This is a genomic window from Bradyrhizobium sp. IC4059 (genome assembly GCF_020193615.1).
Classification (GTDB): domain Bacteria; phylum Pseudomonadota; class Alphaproteobacteria; order Rhizobiales; family Xanthobacteraceae; genus Bradyrhizobium; species Bradyrhizobium yuanmingense.
In genome coordinates this window covers 450,273-468,486 of sequence record NZ_JADYVH010000003.1, presented here as the reverse complement: position 1 = coordinate 468,486, position 18,214 = coordinate 450,273, and the positions used below count along the sequence as shown (strand labels likewise).

The window sequence follows — 18,214 nt, the reverse complement described above, 5'->3', positions numbered from 1 at the left end:
TAACGCGCGGCACGCGGTTAGATCGATAAACCGAACCATGGGAGGATAGCTCGAGAGGTAGTCTTCGAGCGACCATTCAAGTTTGACACGATCCCGACGATCGGATTGGGCACGTTATGTGCAAGAACCTCGAGTGTTCGCAGTAAGCCGAAGGTGGTGAACTTTCGCGCAATTTGAGCACGTAGAGGGTCGGACGGCACGATCACGAGAAGCGGCGCCGGGTCGTACGCCGCAAGGATCGATAACATTGTTTCGGTCTTACCGGTCCCTGTGGGCATGACGACGGTGGCCGGCTGGCTGAACAGGCTCCAATGCGCGCCGACTGCATGCAACGCACCGACTTGGGGCGGTCTCAGGGCTTGCGACCGCTCCCCCTCTGCACGAAAGCTAAACTGTCCGGACCACTCTCGAGCCTGCTTCCTTGCTACCCCCGCCCAACCCTCTCTGGCTACAGCCTCTTCAAAGGCTTTCAGGCGACGGTGTCTTAGCCACTTAAACCTTCCATCTCCGAGGTTGCGAAGAACCCCGTCAATACCTGTTGGTAACTCAACCTGAGCCCGAGCCGTGACGACAACAGTCTCTCCGGTGGAAAGCCTGTATGTCGGCTCGCTCCTTTTTGGCGAGGCCGACACCTCACCGAGGAGAACCATTTCGCACGGGCCGCCTTGGTCGAGCACGTGCCGAATCTGACCGACAGAGACCGTCCTAACGACCTCAAGGGCGGGCCGCAAAAACTGCCGGGGCGGCTCAGATTGAGAAAACAGAGATGGTTGATCCATTTGCTTTTTTGGCTAAATACGACTCACGGCCGCAAATAAACGAAGTGTACTTGGCAATCCCTACTCGTCGAAGGCGAGAGATTGCTGCTTGGCGGAAACTTCCAATGACCTGCTCCGCGATGCGCCGTCAGAGAACGAGCTGCGAACCAGTCAAGTGCATATCATTATGAAAAACAGACGCATCATTTCTGCTTGTTGTAGCGCGAAATTGCATTTTTTCAGCGTGATCGACGTATAGACTGCTGGCCACTGTCGGCCGTCCGTGTGGACAGCACTACCTCGGTGCTGTCTTGCCGAATTCATCGAGCTTGCACCAATGTGACGGTCGAGGTTTTCGGTAGCGCGTCTTTGGAGGTGGCGGCTGTTATCACCTGTGACACCAAGTCCAACACCTGCAGCGAACGCGCCTCTTCGGTGCTGCCAAAGGCAGGTGTCGGGATGAAGAAACTCTCGCCGCCATAAGAGACGGCAACGGCAGCTCCGGCGGGGGCTGGAACGGCCCGCCTGACCTCGAAGAGCGGAACCGTCAGTCTTCGGTTGTCCTTTTCGACCAGGACCTCGGGTATGAAGGGATGTGTCGAGTAATTCTGCGCCGCGATCAGGTCGCCGAGATAGTACAGGATCGCTTGCGTAGTACGCGGCTTGAATGGGAGTTCAATCTCGAGAAGCCGCAATTGTCTTACGAACGTCTGGAAGGTCACCATCGCACATAGATCACGGCCCACATTTAACAATGTCACGGTCGCATGAGTTTCCGGAAAGTCCTGACAGCCAGCCTTATCAAAGCGGTCGCGATCCTTGTCGATCGCCTCGCAGATATCAGTATCACGTTGATTCGCTCTCGCCCGACATCTCGCCGCAGCTTCGGCTGCGATCCGCTGCCTCTTTTGCAAGGGAAGCGTATATTCCTGGACGAAGATCAATCTGAGAAGTTCTTTCGGAAATTTTAGCTGCTCGAAATACGCGACGATGTTCGGCGATAGCGGGACCTGTATCTCGTGAGCGAAAGCCGAATAGTTCAAGTTGTTCATCGTAAAGGAGGTGAATCCGCCATTCACATTGACTGTCGGATTCACATTATAGGTCGTGAGCCCCAGCACATCGAAATTGAACGTTCCTCCCGCCGCGCCGGAAAAAGTCGGAGTCGCAGCTACGTCCCCGAAGCCGACGAAGGACATTGGCGCGCGTTGACTAGCCCGGACTGCATTCAGCAGGATTTGACGATTGTTCGATTCGGCAATCGCTTGATTGTAGGCGTCGGCCTTATGTTCAAGCTCGCCTCGTGTGCAGCCCGTGGCGCAAGCCAACAACATCATCAAAGCAACAGCACGACGTGCTGAGCGAACCCTACATTTCGATTGAAAACGCACCGCCCCCTCCTATAACTGAAAAGTAGTTACGTTGCGTCTATCACAACCGCGAGTCAACGGCAGTCAGTAGAAAAACTGGCGGGCGTGCCCGTAGCTCATGCGACGCCTCTGGTGATAAGCGCCGCGTCGGTTACCTAAGTGGTCCGGTCGCTTGCCAATTCTACCGAAGCGTGTATCGTTATTGCCGTCCTTTCATAAGACCTACTTTGTACCTTCGTAAGCATATTGCGGAGCGGCATGCCGTTGATGGAATGCTCCTCTAAGCCCAACTCCTCAGTATAAAACTATTGGAGCTTTTCTGATGTCTGTGGACGAGTTCATCGACAGAGCCCCCTCCCAACCGGAAGACGGAATTGGCCTTGCACTCTCTGGGGGCGGCTACCGTGCCATGGTTTTCCATGTCGGGGCACTGATCCGACTGAACGAGCTATCGCTGCTGCGGAAGATCAAACGGATCTCCAGCGTCTCCGGCGGCTCGATCACGGCTGGGATACTCGCTGCAAACTGGAAAGATCTGAATTTCCAGAACGATGTTGCAACCAACTTCGACATCGTCGTCAGCAAAATCAGAGCAATGGCTAATACGACAATTGACGCCGGTGCGATCATCGGGGGAATCTTGCTGCCCGGGTCTATCAGCGACCGCGTTGCAAAGGCTTATGACGATCTCGCCTTCAAGGGAGCGACACTTGCAGATCTTCCTGACGACGGCCAACCGGGCAATCCGCGCTTCGTCATAAACGCAACGAACATTCAGACGGCGGCTCTCTGGCGCTTTTCGCGCAACTACATGGGCGACTACAGGGTAGGATTGGTGAACCGCCCGGATGTTGCGCTTGCGAAAGCCGTGGCTGCGTCCTCGGCCTTTCCTCCGATCCTGTCGCCGTGCGAGCTCGATATCACACAAGACGTCGTGAACACTCCTGGCGCCGACCTTCATCGTGAGCCCTACACGAAGACGGCGATCCTGAGCGATGGCGGAGTGTACGACAATCTCGGCCTGGAGACGATTTCGAAGAGATACACGACGTTGCTCGTCAGTGACGCAGGTCAGAAAATCGCTCCCGAGCCTGATCCGCATCGAGATTGGACCCGCCACTCCTTGCGGGTGCTTGATACGGTGGACAATCAGGTCAGGAGCTTGCGCAAGCGACACCTGATCGACTCGTTCCAACGCAAGGACCACACGGGTACATATTGGGGCATTCGGACGTCCTTCGCCGACTACAAGCTCGGCCAGGATCCACTTGGATGCTCGACCCGCAATCCAATCCCCCTCGCCGAGGTTCCGACCAGACTTGAGGCGGTGCCCAGGAATTTACAGGATCGGCTAATGAACTGGGGTTACGCCATCTGCGATGCAGCTCTGCGTGCACATATTGATCCGGCATTGCAGAACAAGCTTGGTGTCGCCATCACCCCTCCGACGCAATTTCCTTTTGCTGGAGGATATTGATGGTGCGCGAGCCCAGCTCTCCCGCGTTCCGTCGACTACGCGTCTACGCGTTCGACCCTTCCGCGTCGACGGATCTGCGGACCGCCACCATGAACGCGGCAGTCATCAAGGTGCCCTGGGAGCAACTTGAGGCTGGTCCAACGGGCGAATACCTTGAGGTGATTGACGTAGACCCGGCTAGCGACGCGTTTTATGAACCGGTCAATCTGAACTCACCGCAGCTGCTGGCGCAAGACGGGCACGCGCCATCGGAGGGCAACCCGCAATTCCATCAACAGATGGTTTATGCGATCGGCATGACGACGATCCGTAATTTTGAGCGCGCGCTTGGTCGACGAGTTCTTTGGGCGTGGAGATGGGCGCGAAAAGACGATCTGACTGCATATAAGCGCAGGACCTATATCGGCAAACTTCGCATCCATCCACACGCGCTACGCGAGGCGAACGCATACTACAGTCCGCAAAAACGAGCTCTGTTGTTCGGCTACTTCCGGGCCAGCGGGGAGGATGTTGGCAATAACTTGCCGGGCGGAATGATCTTTTCTTGTCTGTCGCACGACATTATCGCGCACGAGATGAGTCACGCGATCTTGGACGGCATGCACAGAATGTATCTTGAGCCGAGCAACCCTGACTCGTTGGCGTTCCATGAGGCATTCGCGGACATCGTAGCCCTCTTGCAGCACTTTACCATGCCCGAAGCCGTCAAGAACCAGATTGGACGGCTACGTGGCGACCTTTCGCAGCGCTCGCTGCTCAGCAATCTTGCGCTGCAGTTCGGTCAGGCGATCGGCAATTACGGAGCTCTCCGAGATGGCATCGACAAGATCGATCGGGCGACCGGTCTTCCGGACGCGCGGGCGATTGCGCATGTGACGGAGCCGCACGAGCGCGGCGCCATTCTGGTTGCGGCCGTCTTCGACGCATTCGTAACCATTTATCGAACCCGTGTGGCGGACCTGATCCGGATGGTTACAGGCGAGGGCGAGCGCTTCCCCGACCGAGATCTTCATCCCGATCTGCTGAATCGTTTGACCGCTGAGGCGAACAAGACGGCAGGCCATGTCCTGCGGATGTGCATCCGTGCGCTCGACTATCTTCCTCCCGTCGACATCACGTTCGGCGACTTCCTGCGCGGCGTTGTGACGGCTGATAGCGATCTTGTCGCTGATGACGATCGTGGATACCGCATTGCTTTTGTTGAAGCCTTCAGAAGAAGGGGCATCTACCCGCGGGATTGCCGATCCCTGGCAGTCGACAGCCTGTTGTGGGAGGAACCGGATGAGGACGTAGCTCTGGGATGGCTTGATGGAATCGACACGAGCCATAAGGAAAGCCGTGAAGATCTCTGGAAGCAAGCCATCGACAACGCAGCGGCCTTCTATGGACGCCTGAAGGACCGAAGCCGGTTACCGGCGGAAACCCTTCGCAAGATGGGATTGGCGCTTGACGACGATGCGCCGAAGACGATCAGGCGGTCGATCAAGGATGGCGGGGCACCTGCCTTTGATGTCCAGTCGGTCCGAACCACACGTCGTATCGGTCCCGACGGCGAGGAACTTCCGCAGCTTGTGGTCGAGATCGTCCAGGAGCGAAGAGGCTTCAGCGATGCCCAGGAGCAAACGAACGTCGATGCATCAGGGCACCGGTCGCGCGCGGCGGACTTCATCTTCCGTGGTGGATGTACCCTGATCATCGATCTTCATTCGGCAAAAGTTCGATACATCGTAAGCAAGGACATTCTAAGCGCATCGCGTCTCGAAGCGCAGAGGCGATTTCTGTTCGAGCGTGAGACGGAGTCGCTCGGGGCTACTTATTTCGGTCTCGATTCCCGCGAAGAGCCGTTCGCCTTTCTGCACCGGAACGGATAACGCCATGTCAAGCGCACGAAAGAAGGCTGCAAAGCGGACGACGGCGAAAAAGACAAAAGACAAAAAGCCGGCGCGCAAAAGAGGTGCCCAGTCCGCTCCATCTCCTGATACGGGAGTTGACAGCGAGGTGGACGCGGCTTCAGCCACAACAGCTGCACGAGCCAGGCCCGGCCACATCTCTGTTCGCATGTACAACAATATCCTCGGCGACTGTTTCCTGATCAGGATTCCCGCCGGACCGGAACGGGACGTGAAAATCTTGATCGATTGCGGGGCGCTCCAAGGGATGCCATCCGCGTCGGACATTATGAACGAGATCGCCGGCGACCTAGCAAAAGCGACGGGTTCTCATCTCGATGTGTTGGTAATCACCCATGAACATTGGGACCATCTATCCGGATTCTGTCAGGCGGAGACTATTTTCCGAAAGTTCGAGATCGATGAGCTCTGGCTCGCCTGGACGGAGAACGACAAGGATGCGGATGCGGCACGGATCCGCGCGCGACGGCAAAAAGCACTTCAGCTCCTGCTGACGCTTGACAAGCACTTCGGGCCGGCCGCAGCCGCTCCGGAGGAGGATGATGAAGAGGCAGCAACAGCGCCAAGAGGCGGAGGACAACGCGATGAAGTAAGAGAGCTACTCGCGTTTACCGGTCAATCGCCAGGTGTGGCTGCATCGAGAATGGATACCGGAGCCATTCTGACGATGCTCAAGGGCCTTGCCAAAAAGGTCAGATACTTCACGCCAGGGGCGGATCCGATTCCCCTGCCCGCCGGAATTCCCGTCGAAGCGTACGTTCTTGGTCCTCCGAAGGACACCAAGCTGCTCCTCCGCAGCAACCCGCGAAAGGGAGAGGTCTACCTGACCGACGAGAGCGCTGGACTCGGCGTCTATTTGGCAGCTGCGGTTCAACTGGAGAAGGAAACCATTTCGCTTGATGCTGATGAAGCCAGAACCATCGAACTTTCAATGCCCTTTGACAACCAGCATTTTCGCCGGCTTTCGGAAGTCGAAGGGGAACGGAACCAGGCCTATTTTTCCGAACGGGAAGATTGGCGGCGTATCGATCGCGATTGGCTCGGCGCCGCGGAACAGCTCGCTCTGAAGCTCGATTCCGACACCAACAACACCAGCTTGGTTCTCGCTTTCGCGTTCGGAAGCAAAACTGATCCTCGCGTCCTGCTTTTCCCAGGAGATGCGCAGGTCGGAAACTGGGAGTCTTGGCAGCAATACGTTTGGCCGAGCGGCACCAAGCGAGAGGATCCCGCCGCCATTGACATACAGAAACTTCTCGCGGCGACGGTGCTGTACAAGGTGGGCCATCACGCTAGCCATAATGCGACGCTGCGGGCCAACGGCCTTGAGCTCATGACCCATCCAGATCTTGTCGCCATGATCCCGGTGAGAGAGGAATTCGCTCGCAAGACCAAGCACTGGAACATGCCATTCCCCTCTCTGCTGACACGTCTTCTGGAAAGAACAAAGGGAAGAGTTTTGCGTGCAGACAAGTCTGTGGATGATCTGAGGGCCGACCGAGATCGTCGTCAGGACAAACCAGGCGAACTCAGTCGGGACGACTGGGAGAATTTCTTCTCCCGTCTTGGCTTCGGCCCCAAATCGGCTCATTCAGGCGTCGCGCCACTGTATGTGGAGTATTCAGTGCCGCTCACGTGAGCCGCGCACAGCTTCGCTTTAAGTTAGGATGAAACGCCAAGCTTTAGCTTTGTCGATGGAAACGGTGGTCCGCCAGGGCAGATCACCACGCTAGTCACAATGCAACGTTGCGCGCTGCAGGTCTCGAGTTGATGACGAGTCCCGAACTCGTTGCGATGATTCCTGTGAAAGAGGAATTCGCGCGCAATACCAAACATTGGAATATGCCCTTCCTCTGTCCTCGCCCGTCTTCTCGAAAAACAAATGGACGAGTATTCCGGGCCGACAAGTCGCTTGAGCTTCTTAAGGCGGACGCCGCAAAGCGCGCGGGTAAGCCGGGCGAACTCAGTCAGAGGGATTGGGGCAAGTTTCTTTCACGCGTGATAGCGGGTTCGCCGTCGAAATATGGGGAAGGTCAGCTGTCCGTGGGATACTACGCCGCCCTAAGCTGACACTCCTGAACCATGGAACTGGGGCAACAGTCACTTCGGACCATTGAGAAATCACTTACCTGACCCGGCCTTCAGAATGAACTCCAATGATCGGGTCAGGAGGCCGCGCACAGGACGATACCAAACAAATCGACGCGCAAAAGCTTCGAAGAAAAACATTCTCCGATCGTCGTCGGGCAATATCGAAGGGTTGATGGCAGTCTCAAACTACCAAAGAACAGGCTTAGCCATTGATTCGTCTTACCTTTTTCAGAGGATCATAAACATAGGGCCTAAGACGACCACTGTCAACGCAGTCGCAACGCTCAAGTTCCGCCGCTATTAGACCTGTTGCAAGTTAAGATTAAGTTTTCAGCGAGTTTCTCGCTTCCTCTAGCATGGATTGCAACAACTCCGCTGGGTACCGCGTCCGCCAGTCGCCTTTTTCGAGCAGCATTATCACGCGATGGGCCGCGCGAATTTCTAGGTCGCGGTCCCCTGACAGGCGAGCCACCTCCCGAATCGTGTCGACAACAGCTGGCAGTTCTTGCCGATCCAAATCGGCAGCAGCGGGAACTATAACCTTAAGCAGGTCTCCCCAATTCTTACGGCTCAAGCCCAGTTGCTCGAGCGTCTCGGCGGCACCCCGAGCCCGTAAAAACTCTATTGAATAATAGAGTAGGTTGTTTGCCGAAAGGCGGACCTCGCGCTGCATCTCAGCTCCTCCTGCCGAGGTCTGGAGGGCTGCATTTGCAGCATCGAAGGCCTGTTTGGTAACGCGAATTGCGCCGGCGTAGGCATCGCGACGCTTGGTTAGCATGAAGTCAGTGCTGCCAATTTCCATCCCTTTCTGCCGGATGGTCTCGGCCGCCTCCCAATATGCAAATCCAAGGCGGCGAGCGATATAGCTCCGCATAGGGTTGCCGGACAGAAATTGCGGATCTTTTTCAAGCAGTTCCATGGCTTCTTCGAACTTGCTGAGCGCAAGCTCCGGCTCGTCCCGAGCAGATAGAACTTCGCCTAGCCGAAATGCAAGTAGCGCGTCAGGAGGATGACTTGCAGTATTCTCAAGAGCAAAATAGCGCCGAGCTGCTTCGTCGAGGCTTTCTATCGCGAAGGGAAAGTCCTTGACCTCATCACCGGACCGAGTGAGCACGTGCGCCGCTCGCATCTTTCCACGCAGATCAGACGATACTAGGAAGCCAGATTCGGAGTTTTCCAGTGCGAGCTCCTGCAGAAGACGACCAATCCAGAGCAGACAAAGTGCGATCTCCATATTGAGATAATAAATTGCATCGTCGCGTTTCGAATGTGAGCCTACGTTTTCGAGCGAGTTTTGCAGGGTAATTGCAATCTCTGCGAGCTCGGTGATGCCTTGTTCGCGAGGCAAATTGTTGGTCGTATTCCGCACACTGCTGAACAGTGCGTCGATGCGCTCGACAGCCTCATTGACGCCTTTCTGGATATCCGGTGACAGGTCAAGCTTAGTTAGTTGACGATTGTCAATGGAGGGAAATGCTCGACCCGATTCGGAATCTGCGGACTTATAGATCTCCTTAATCAATTCCTTGATAATATCGGCGGTATTTCCGCACGAGTCGAGTAGATCTTTCCAGTTCCGGAGCTGATCACTCGCGCTCTTGCGTAGGCCATCCGTGGCCTTCTCTGGATTACCGAAACGAGATTTATACATCAGCTCGTGTTGGACCTCGCCCCACGCGTCCTCCAGAACGGTGCGGATTTGTACCTCGACCGGGACGCGAAATCGCGTTTCGCCGAGGGAGCCTTGAGCCCGCAGGATGATGTGAATAGACGAGTAGCCATTGTCCTTTGGCTCGTGCCGGATGCGCTTGCCATCTAGCACTAAGTCATACTTTTTGAGCTGCGAGACCAGCGCTTGGCAGAGCGATTGCTCGTAAGGATATCCATATATGATCAGCTCCTCGACCACCTCACTGACCGATTTTCCGAAGAAAAGTTCCAGGGGTTCGTTGCGAGCCAGTTCAACGAATTTGAGAAATCGCTGTAGCACGCTTTGTAGGTCACTACGGTACAGCGTTAGGATGCGCAGGCCGATGATATCTGTGACATCCTTGGCTTGATAAGTTGGTTTACTCTGCCGCCGCTCGAACACCTTCTCGACGAGCTTCTTGTGATCCTTGACGCGGCTCTTGATGAGATAGCTTGTCGCTTCGATACTTGGAGTCCCCATAGCCAACGCGGCAAGTAGGCGCTTTTGCGTGACGTCAGCTCCAGCAAGAGCCTGAAGGGCGTCGAAGGCGACTTTTTGCCGCTCCTCGGGAGTGGGTTCATACGCGGACATCGTTGCCCCCTAGTTGCGCGTTTAGGGAGTTTATCAACGCCACCACAATTCGCAACTAAAGCGGGTGTGGCTCTTCAGGCCGTCAAACACCACAAGGACATAGTTACCTTCGGCTCGATCGTTGTGAAGGCGGGTCGCGCTAGGCGACTCCCATCCTCAGCTGCGGATACGCGACTGAGCCTCTGGCGTGGACGAACGCGGTGCCGATCGTGGACGCCCGACATCTCGCCGCTTTCCAGCGACATGTCCGATAGAATGAAGCAATGCTGCGCGTTCACCCCAAGAAACGCGCGATGCGAACGCAAGGCCAGGTCGAATATCGCCCAGGCCAATCGAGGTGATGTGTTGGCGTTTTGGTCATCATCTCGTACCGCCCCACCGTTTAATTCAGGTTAGTGCACAAGCTGCCGTCATGGTCGGTTAGCTGAATTCGGCGATCGATTAGAGGCACAGGTCCGTACGTAATGTACAGAACTGTGCCCCGCGTTTGCGGTGATAGAGGACACGAAAGTCAGCCCGCCCGGCCCCGCCTTCGCCCCCGCTGAATAATGAGTTCGGCCACGAATGCCGCCGGACGTGGCGAACTTCAACAATTTATCTTTTCTCAAATGTTTGCCGCGATCTTCCAGCACTGGCGGCAACGTTAGAGCCAGTCCTGCGGGGTCCGAGATGAGGACATATCTGAGCTCGTATGTCTCGAAGCTATTCGCGGGGGATCTGGCGAACGATTTTTCGGCGTTTAGAAGATAATTGTCACCTTCGCGTGAAGCCTCGGATAGATTGTACCACCGATGGCCGCCCGTGGCGCGTTCGCTTGTCGAGTATGTGCTAAGCAACGCACCATTGTTCGTGTTGAGCCAGCATTCCTTCTGGTCATCAGTACCAAACAGATTGATCGTCTGAGCCGCGCCGACATGCATGACGTCGACGAGGCCGGTCGACGCATAGGTTGGCGAGCTGGAGCGGCGGATCCAGGAGACCCTGTTTTCCGCACCGGAAATCGACCATGTCTGACATCGCGGCCCCCAAACTCGTTCATGCGCCCGCGCTACGGCGTGCGCTTGCGGGAACGCCCTGGCGGCGCTTCGTCATCCTCGCCGGCTTTGCGCTCACCTGGGAGCTCTATGCGCGCTGGCTCGACAACGCGCTTCTGCTGCCGACCCTGGGCGCGACGCTGTCGGCGTTGTGGTCGGCCATCTTGTCGGGCGAACTACCGAACCGTGCAGCGACCTCGCTGCGGGTCTCATCACCGGTGCTGACGACCCTCGCCGCTTTGTCGCGCTGGGGTAATGAGGCCCTTGGCCCGTTGACGCCGATGTTCAACCCGCTTCCGGCCATCGCGCTGCTGCCCATCGCATTGCTGTGGTTCGGCGTGGGACCGCCGAGCCTCATCTTCGTCATCGTGCACTCAGCTCTGTGGCCGGTGGCCCTCGCCTGCTACGGCGGCTTCCTCGCCGTGCCGCCGACCCTGCGAATGGCCGGCCGCAACCTCGGCCTCTCGGGCGGCCGGTTCGTCGCGGAGATCCTGGTGCCAGCGGCCTTCCCGCAGATCCTGTCGGGCTTGCGGATCGGGTGGGCGTTCGCCTGGCGCACGCTGATCGCGGCGGAACTCGTCTTCGGCGTCAGCGCGCGGTCCGGCGGAATCGGCTGGTTCATCTACACCAGCCGCGCGCAGCTGGAGACGGCGAGCGTCTTTGCGGGACTGCTCACGGTGATCCTGATTGGCCTCCTTGTGGAGGGCGTGATCTTCCGGAGCCTGACGCGGATCACGGTCCAGCGCTGGGGACAGGTGCAAACCTAGGGGAATGCCGCCGATCCCGATCGGTCCTAATGGTGAACATGCGGGAATGCGTAGCGATCGGCCAGATAGCGGAGTATTCGCTCCGAGGAATCGATGAAGCGCCGGCCGTTGGCAACGCCTGCGTCCTCAGGCACCGGCCGGCTCTCATCGAACACCAGAACCGGAAGCGATTGATGCTGCTCGCCCAGGATTTCGATGAGGGCCGTTCGTGGACGCGCGAACGGCAGGCGGTGCACCTCGATCTGCGTTGCCAATCCGGGAAACGACGCCAGCACTCCTTCGATCGCGTTGCAGTGCGGGCAGACGAAGAAGCGGCCCGGCCGCTCGGGATCTTCAAATCCCGGCTTCAACAGAAAGAGGCGATCTCCGCTCATGGCCGACCTCCAGAGACGACATGAATCTCAATGGCCGAACAGCCGATAGCTCCGATCGGCCGTTCGCAGGTGCCGGCTCTCCTCGACCCAGCCCACCGCTCGCCGATAACTGCCCAGCAGGGTCGCCTCCTTCAACGCGGCCACGTCGACCGCCTGCGGCGCGTCGGCGAACGGCGAGACGAACAGCGCATCCTCAGGACAATAGAGCTCGCACAGGAAACAGGTCTGGCAGTCGCTCTGGCGCGCGATCCTGGGAATGCCGTCCGTCTTGTCGAAGACATTGGTCGGGCACACGTTCACACAGATGTCGCAGGCCGTGCACCGTTCGGCATCGATGACCTCGATCATTCCGCGGCCTCCGCATATTGCTTAGACCCCAACGGGCGCGCCGATGTCCAGACGTCGTCAAGCCCGCCGGTCGTCACGAAATGGAGGTAACGGTCGTCCTGTTCGGGGTAGTCGTCGCGGCGGTGCATGCCCCGGCTTTCCTGACGCGCCAGCGCGCTGCGATACATCCAACGCGCGGTCGCGAGCATGGCGGCCGCTTCGCGTGCACGTAGCAGCTCCTGCTCGCCTGGCGCATCGGCAGCCGAGGCATCAGACCACAATGCATCCAGCCGACGGAGCGCCCTACCCAGTCGCCCGGCCTCGCGGAAGTAATTCATCTCGTAGGGGAACACCTCGTCCTGAACGCTCCGCGCGAGCGCGCCGCCCTGCAATGGCCGCGCATTGCCGGAGCGCAGACCAACAGTGCCGCGCCGGAAGGACTGGCGCCTGCTTGTCGTACCCAGCTGGCGCGCGAACTCTGCGGCGCCCTGACCGGCCCAATAGCCTGACGACATCGCCCAGGCCGCATTGTGGCTGCCGCCGCCGGTGAAGCCGCCGCAGATCAGTTCGCGGGTCGCAGCATCGCCTGCCGCGTAGAGACCTGGCACGGTCGTCGCGCAACTGTCGTCGATGATGCGCAAACCCCCGGTGCCGCGGACGGTCCCTTCGAGGCGCAGCGTGATCGGAAAACGTTGCGTGAAGGGATCGATGCCGGTGCGGTCGAACGGGAGAAAGAAGTTCGGCTGCGACACACGCATGTGCCGCCGGGTCTCGGCATCGGCTTGGTCAAGCTGGGCGTACACGGGACCTTGACGGAGTGCGCGCGCAATCACGGAGCGGCCGCCTTTCGATGACGCTCCGGGGATGACGCTGCCCTGCTCGTCGGTGAAGCTGGCCCAGCTGTAGAACAAGGTCTTGGTCACCGATCCGAAGGCCGGCGAGATCGCGTAGGCGTTGGAGAACTCCATGCTGGTGAATTCCGCACCCGCTTCCGCGGCGAGGAGATAGCCGTCCCCGGTCAGCACGTTCGAGCCGAGCGTCTTGCTGAGAAAGGCGCATCCGCCGGTGGCGATCACCACGGCCTTGGCGTTCACCGCCCAGCGATCCCCCTTCTGGCGGCGCAGGCCCGAAGCTCCCGCCACCACACCGTTGCCGTCGACCAGCAGCTCGAGCGCGGGCGAATGATCGAGGATGGTTACGCCGGCCTGCTTGGTCCGCTTGCGCATCAGGCGCATGTATTCCGGGCCCTGGAGCGAATTGCGCTGCGGCTTGCCCTCGTCATCGACGGGATAAGGATAGCCCCACTCGGCGAGCTGGTTGCTCTGGGCATAGGTCTGGTCCAGCACGCGCGCCATCCAGCGGCGATCCTGGAGATGGCCGCCGAGTTTCTCACGGCTGGCCATCGCGGCTTCGCGGCGCTCCGGAGCGGGGTCGACATACCAGACACCGGTGCCGGCAGCCGCGGTCGCGCCTGACGTGCCGCAGAACCCCTTGTCCGCCAGCACGACACGCGCACCATGCTCGGCGGCGCTGATCGCGGCCCATGTGCCCGCGGGACCGCCACCGAGCACCAGCACATCCGCGTCGAACACGACGGATCCTACCGAACTCGACAGCTTCTCGGCACGATCAGGTGGCTTCGTCATCACTCGTCTCCAACCTCATTTCTGCTCAACCCTTCGGCCGCCACGCGCAATCTGCTGCAAAGCTACGCTACGCGGGCAACCAGGACGTCCGCCGTGGCATCCGCGAACTCGGACGACATGTCGTTGAAGAGAGCAAGTTCCTGAACGGTTGCGGCACGCGGGCGGCGGTTCAACGCCTCCAAGCCCTGTCGATTCAGGAAGAAGCGCCCCAGAGCCTGCACAAACGCCGGCGATCCCGCGATCTCCAAAGCGTGGCTCTCACTACCGGCCACGAAGGCAAAGCTCATCTGATTCACGTCGACGACATAGATCATGCCGAAGCTTTCCCTCAAGGGCGCGCTAGCTGCTGAAACCAGCCGGAATGAACGCCGGGATCTTCTCCTCAATGAATTGCTTCACCTCCGGCGAGTTGAACACCTGAATGAATGCCTTCAGGCGCGGATCGTCCTTCTTGTCGGGCCGGGCCGTGAAGCGCAGCACGAGGCCATCGTCAGCGGTGCGATCGATGATCAGGGCCGATTTGGGATCGCCGCCGGCCGGAATGAGGTAAGTGATGTTGACGAGCGCCAGCGTTACGTCGTCCAGCGACCGATAGGTCTGGGCGGGGTCGAGCTCGACGATCTTGAGGTTCTTTGGATTCTCGATGATGTCGAACTTGCTGACCGAAAAGCCCTTGCCGGGCGCAAGCTTGATCAGCCCAGCCCGTTCCAGCAGGATCAAACCGCGGGCACCGTTGAGCGGCTCGTTCGGAATGGCAACGCTATCGCCAGACTTGATCTCGTCGAGCTTCTTGATCTTCTTCGAGAACAACCCGACCGGCGCGATGACGCCGACCTTGTCGGCCTGCACCAGGTTGAAGCCGCGCTGCTTGTTCTGAAGAGCAAGACAAGTCGCATGCTGGAACAGATTGGCGTCGACCTCGCCGCTGTTCACGACCTCGTTCAACGCCACCCAGTCCGACAGCTCGACGATCTTGACGTCCTGCCCCTTCTCCTTGGCGAGCTTGGCGGCAAAGGACGCCAATTGGGCTACCGGGCCGGCGCTGGTGGCAATCTTCAGCGGTTCGCCGGCAAGGGCGGCTGCCGTGAATGCGAGCCAGAGACCTGCTGCCTGAGCGGTACGACGAAGTACTTTCATGTCCTCAATTCCCATTGCAAATCAGTTGACGCGTCTCACGCGGCCTTGCGTGCACCGGCGTCAGCCTGCGCCAACGCCTGGCCGAGATCCGCCAAGATGTCGTCGGGATGCTCGATGCCGACCGATAGGCGGACATAGCCTGGCGTGACGCCGGCGGCGGGCCGCTCGGCGGCGGTCAATTGCTGATGCGTCGTCGACGCCGGGTGAATGGCGAGTGACCGGGCGTCGCCGATATTGGCAACGTGATAGAACAGCTTGAGCGCATCGATGAAGCGACGACCGGCCCCGACGCCGCCCTTCAGCTCGAAGCCGACGAGGGCTCCGTAGCCACCTTTCAGATAGGCATCCGCCCGGCGCCGGTTCTCTCCGGTCTGCAGGCCGGGAAAGATCACGTTCGACACCGAAGGATGTTTCGCGAGGAAGTTCCCGACTTTCACCGCATTCTCGTTGTGCTGGCGGATGCGCAGCGGCAAGGTCTCGAGACCCTGGATGAACTGGAAGGCGTTTTGTGGTGCAATGGCTGCGCCGAGGTCGCGCAGCAGCTTGACGCGAGCCCGCAGGATGTAGGCGATCGGGCCAAGCGGCTTCGCCGCCTCGGTCCAGATCGCGCCGTGATAGGCCTCGTCAGGCTTGTTCAGCAGCGGGAAGCGCTCCGCATGGGCAGCCCAGTCGAAATTGCCGCCGTCCACGATGGCGCCGCCAATCGCGGTGCCGTGGCCACCGATATATTTGGTTGTGGAATAAACCACCACCGCGGCACCGTGCTCGAACGGACGCGCGATCAGTGGCGAGGCCGTGTTGTCGAGAATGAGCGGCACGCCGAGCGAGCGGCCGATATCCGCGACCTCCTTGATCGGGAACACGTTCAGCTTGGGATTCGGCAGCGTCTCGCCGAAATAGGCCCGCGTCCTTGCGTCGGTCGCGCGGCGGACGTTTTCGGGATCGGCGGGATCGACGAACCGCACCTCGATGCCGAACTGCTTCAGGGTCTGCGAGAGCAGCGTCCAGGTTCCGCCGTAGAGATCGGTCGAGGACACGATGTTGTCGCCGGCTTGCGCGATGTTGAAGATTGCGAAGGCGGAGGCCGTCTGTCCCGACGCGACGGCAAGAGCGGCCGCCCCGCCCTCCAGAGCGGCAAGCCGCGTCTCGAACGCCTCCTGCGTCGGATTGCCGATGCGGGTATAGATCGGGCCCAGTTGCTCCAGCGTGAACAGGCGCGAGGCATGATCGGCGTTCTCGAATTGGAATGAGGTGGTCTGGTAGATCGGAACCGCCACTGCGCCGGTGGCGGGATCGCTGCGGTACGATCCACCGTGCAACGCCAGCGTCTCGAAATTCCGAGTTTCCAAGGCCATCGCTTTTCCTTTTGATCTCGAGAGCGCGCGTGATGCGCGGCAAGCCGTGCTCGTCGATGAAAATGATGCGGCCGGATTCCGCCTCTGTCGAGCGTGTCAGAAAAATAGCGATGCACGTGCTGCATCATCGCCGCCTCGCAACGCGTTTGTTTCCGCGCCTTCGCCGAATTGGAAACAAACTCGCTTACGCAAGATGCTAAAAATGATCACGCGAAGCGGATGTGCTTCGCGATCAACGATCGGGCCAAACCATGACGAGACCGCGCGAGCTGCGCTTCAACGCTTTTCAACATGACGGCACCGAGCCACAATTGGGCCGGCCTGTGGTCTCATCCGCGCGATGCGTCCATCGACTATAACACGCTTGATTATTGGGTCGACTACGCCAGGACCGCGGAACGCGGACTGCTAGACGGCATCTTCCTGGCCGACGTGTTCGGCGTGTATGACGTCTATGGCGGCAATCCCGATGCTGCGGCCTTGCACGCTGTTCAGCTGCCCAACGCCGACCCGACGCTGCTCGTGTCCGCCATGGCGCTCGTCACCAGCCATCTTGGCTTTGGCATCACGTCCAACCTGACCTTCGAGCATCCCTATCAACTCGCACGCAGGTTTTCGACGCTCGACCATCTCACGAAAGGCAGGATCGGCTGGAATATCGTCACCGGCTATCTCGATAGCGGCGCGCGCGGCATGGGTCTTCCGGCCGGCCGCGCCCACGACGACCGCTATGACGCGGCCGAGGACTTTCTCACCGCGGCCTACAAGTATGGGAGGGAAGCTGGGAGGACGACGCGGTTCGCCGTGACCGCGGCAGCCGCATCTTCACGGACCCCTCAAAGCTCCACCGGGTTCTGCATGAAGGCCCCTATTTCAAGGAGGATGGCATCCATCTCGCCGAGCCTTCGCCGCAGCGAACCCCGCTTTTGTACCAAGCCGGCACCTCGAAGCGCGGCCGGGCCTTCGCCGCCCAGCACGCGGAAGCGATCTTTCTCAACGGCCAGACCAAGCCGATCCTGGCCCGCGCCGTTCGCGAGATACGCGAAGCCGCCAAGACCTATGGCCGCGATCCCTACGACATCCGCCTGTTTGCCGGCGCGACCGTGATAGTGGCGCCGACGCGGGTCGAGGCGAACGATCTGCTGGAGGACTACGCACGGCATGTCCACCAGACCGGCCAGCTCGCCTTGCTGTCGGGCTGGACCGGTATCGACTTCTCGACCTATCGGCCGGACCAGCCGATCGAATATGTCGAGAGCAACGCCATCCAGTCGATGGTCGAAAACTTTAGGGTCCGGAGCGACCGGCCGGTGAACGTCGGCGATCTCGCCAGATTGAGACGCGCCGGCGCGAGGTCACCCTTCGTGATCGGCTCGCCGCAGGACGTCGCCGACGAGCTGATCGCCTGGGCTGACGAGACCGATGTCGATGGTTTCAACCTGTTCCGCCTGGTCGCGCCGGAATCGCTGAACGCCTTCGTCGATCTCGTGGTGCCGGAGCTGCAATCGCGCGGCGTGTACAAGACCGCCTATCGCGACGGCACACTGCGCGAAAAGCTGTTCCCGGGACGCGGCCCGGGGCTCCACACAACGCATCCCGGAGCGGGCTTTCGGTGCTCAGCCGACACGCTGCGATCCGATGCCGCCGAATAGCGGGCGGGCCGATTTAGATAACAGGCTGCATCGCCTGG

14 protein-coding genes and 1 pseudogene are annotated in these 18,214 nt (G+C 59.4%); 6 read left to right on the top strand and 9 right to left on the bottom strand.

All coding sequences use genetic code 11. From position 1 onward, the window contains the following. Positions 1-17 precede the first annotated feature (17 nt). Positions 18-650: a DEAD/DEAH box helicase family protein gene (locus I6F12_RS12430; protein ID WP_225133411.1), complete on the bottom strand. Its 633-nt coding sequence runs from the start codon at positions 648-650 to the stop codon at positions 18-20. Positions 651-1,078: 428 nt separating this feature from the next. After that, a complete protein-coding gene (locus I6F12_RS12425) occupies positions 1,079-2,149 on the bottom strand; it encodes a hypothetical protein (RefSeq protein WP_225133302.1) in 1,071 nt (356 codons plus the stop codon). Between the two features lie 301 nt (positions 2,150-2,450). Here I6F12_RS12425 and I6F12_RS12420 point away from each other — a divergent pair, with 301 nt between their 5' ends. The 4 genes from I6F12_RS12420 (at position 2,451) to I6F12_RS12405 (ending at position 7,582) form a co-directional block, all read left to right on the top strand. Further along, positions 2,451-3,605 (top strand): patatin-like phospholipase family protein, encoded by a 1,155-nt coding sequence (locus I6F12_RS12420; RefSeq protein ID WP_225133303.1) that lies wholly within the window; start codon positions 2,451-2,453, stop codon positions 3,603-3,605. A gap of 89 nt (positions 3,606-3,694) precedes the next feature. After that, positions 3,695-5,476 (top strand): hypothetical protein, encoded by a 1,782-nt coding sequence (locus I6F12_RS12415; protein ID WP_157784022.1) that lies wholly within the window; start codon positions 3,695-3,697, stop codon positions 5,474-5,476. Positions 5,477-5,480: 4 nt separating this feature from the next. Continuing rightward, positions 5,481-7,151, top strand: coding sequence for a hypothetical protein (locus tag I6F12_RS12410; RefSeq protein WP_225156444.1), 1,671 nt, complete (start codon positions 5,481-5,483; stop codon positions 7,149-7,151). A gap of 131 nt (positions 7,152-7,282) precedes the next feature. After that, positions 7,283-7,582: a hypothetical protein gene (locus I6F12_RS12405; protein ID WP_225156443.1), complete on the top strand. Its 300-nt coding sequence runs from the start codon at positions 7,283-7,285 to the stop codon at positions 7,580-7,582. A gap of 343 nt (positions 7,583-7,925) precedes the next feature. Here I6F12_RS12405 and I6F12_RS12400 read toward each other — a convergent pair whose 3' ends face one another. Continuing rightward, complete coding sequence (locus tag I6F12_RS12400; RefSeq protein ID WP_225133305.1) at positions 7,926-9,884, bottom strand: hypothetical protein; 1,959 nt, start codon at positions 9,882-9,884, stop codon at positions 7,926-7,928. A gap of 1,006 nt (positions 9,885-10,890) precedes the next feature. Between I6F12_RS12400 and I6F12_RS12395 the strand changes: the two genes are divergently transcribed. Then, a complete protein-coding gene (locus I6F12_RS12395; protein WP_225156441.1) occupies positions 10,891-11,685 on the top strand; it encodes an ABC transporter permease in 795 nt (264 codons plus the stop codon). 26 nt (positions 11,686-11,711) lie between these two features. On the opposite strand, the gene I6F12_RS12390 is transcribed toward I6F12_RS12395, so the two are convergent. The 6 genes from I6F12_RS12390 to I6F12_RS12365 form a co-directional block, all read right to left on the bottom strand. Then, positions 11,712-12,059: a DUF3088 domain-containing protein gene (locus I6F12_RS12390; RefSeq protein ID WP_225156440.1), complete on the bottom strand. Its 348-nt coding sequence runs from the start codon at positions 12,057-12,059 to the stop codon at positions 11,712-11,714. A gap of 27 nt (positions 12,060-12,086) precedes the next feature. Next, complete coding sequence (locus I6F12_RS12385) at positions 12,087-12,407, bottom strand: ferredoxin family protein (RefSeq protein WP_225156439.1); 321 nt, start codon at positions 12,405-12,407, stop codon at positions 12,087-12,089. Beyond that, positions 12,404-14,032: an FAD-binding protein gene (locus I6F12_RS12380; protein ID WP_225156437.1), complete on the bottom strand. Its 1,629-nt coding sequence runs from the start codon at positions 14,030-14,032 to the stop codon at positions 12,404-12,406. Before I6F12_RS12380 ends, I6F12_RS12385 begins: the two co-directional genes overlap by 4 nt. A 62-nt stretch (positions 14,033-14,094) precedes the next feature. Further along, a complete protein-coding gene (locus I6F12_RS12375; protein ID WP_225156435.1) occupies positions 14,095-14,346 on the bottom strand; it encodes a hypothetical protein in 252 nt (83 codons plus the stop codon). A gap of 25 nt (positions 14,347-14,371) precedes the next feature. Beyond that, positions 14,372-15,169, bottom strand: a complete 798-nt coding sequence (locus I6F12_RS12370; RefSeq protein ID WP_225156434.1) for a MetQ/NlpA family ABC transporter substrate-binding protein — start codon at positions 15,167-15,169, stop codon at positions 14,372-14,374. Between the two features lie 35 nt (positions 15,170-15,204). Next, positions 15,205-16,524, bottom strand: coding sequence for a PLP-dependent transferase (locus I6F12_RS12365; protein ID WP_225156432.1), 1,320 nt, complete (start codon positions 16,522-16,524; stop codon positions 15,205-15,207). A 251-nt stretch (positions 16,525-16,775) separates the two neighbouring features. On the opposite strand from I6F12_RS12365, the pseudogene I6F12_RS12360 reads away from it, so the two are divergent. Further along, positions 16,776-18,176, top strand: a pseudogene (locus I6F12_RS12360) (LLM class flavin-dependent oxidoreductase). Positions 18,177-18,214: the final 38 nt, after the last annotated feature.

Coding starts and splice junctions, on each gene's coding strand:
- I6F12_RS12395 (WP_225156441.1), top strand. CDS start 10,891: ATGTCTGACATCGCGGCCCCCAAACTCGTTCATGCGCCCGCGCTACGG.
- I6F12_RS12370 (WP_225156434.1), bottom strand. CDS start 15,169: ATGAAAGTACTTCGTCGTACCGCTCAGGCAGCAGGTCTCTGGCTCGCA.
- I6F12_RS12430 (WP_225133411.1), bottom strand. CDS start 650: ATGGTTCTCCTCGGTGAGGTGTCGGCCTCGCCAAAAAGGAGCGAGCCG.
- I6F12_RS12380 (WP_225156437.1), bottom strand. CDS start 14,032: ATGACGAAGCCACCTGATCGTGCCGAGAAGCTGTCGAGTTCGGTAGGA.
- I6F12_RS12420 (WP_225133303.1), top strand. CDS start 2,451: ATGTCTGTGGACGAGTTCATCGACAGAGCCCCCTCCCAACCGGAAGAC.
- I6F12_RS12390 (WP_225156440.1), bottom strand. CDS start 12,059: ATGAGCGGAGATCGCCTCTTTCTGTTGAAGCCGGGATTTGAAGATCCC.
- I6F12_RS12385 (WP_225156439.1), bottom strand. CDS start 12,407: ATGATCGAGGTCATCGATGCCGAACGGTGCACGGCCTGCGACATCTGT.
- I6F12_RS12400 (WP_225133305.1), bottom strand. CDS start 9,884: ATGTCCGCGTATGAACCCACTCCCGAGGAGCGGCAAAAAGTCGCCTTC.
- I6F12_RS12415 (WP_157784022.1), top strand. CDS start 3,695: ATGAACGCGGCAGTCATCAAGGTGCCCTGGGAGCAACTTGAGGCTGGT.
- I6F12_RS12375 (WP_225156435.1), bottom strand. CDS start 14,346: ATGATCTATGTCGTCGACGTGAATCAGATGAGCTTTGCCTTCGTGGCC.
- I6F12_RS12365 (WP_225156432.1), bottom strand. CDS start 16,524: ATGGCCTTGGAAACTCGGAATTTCGAGACGCTGGCGTTGCACGGTGGA.
- I6F12_RS12410 (WP_225156444.1), top strand. CDS start 5,481: ATGTCAAGCGCACGAAAGAAGGCTGCAAAGCGGACGACGGCGAAAAAG.
- I6F12_RS12405 (WP_225156443.1), top strand. CDS start 7,283: ATGACGAGTCCCGAACTCGTTGCGATGATTCCTGTGAAAGAGGAATTC.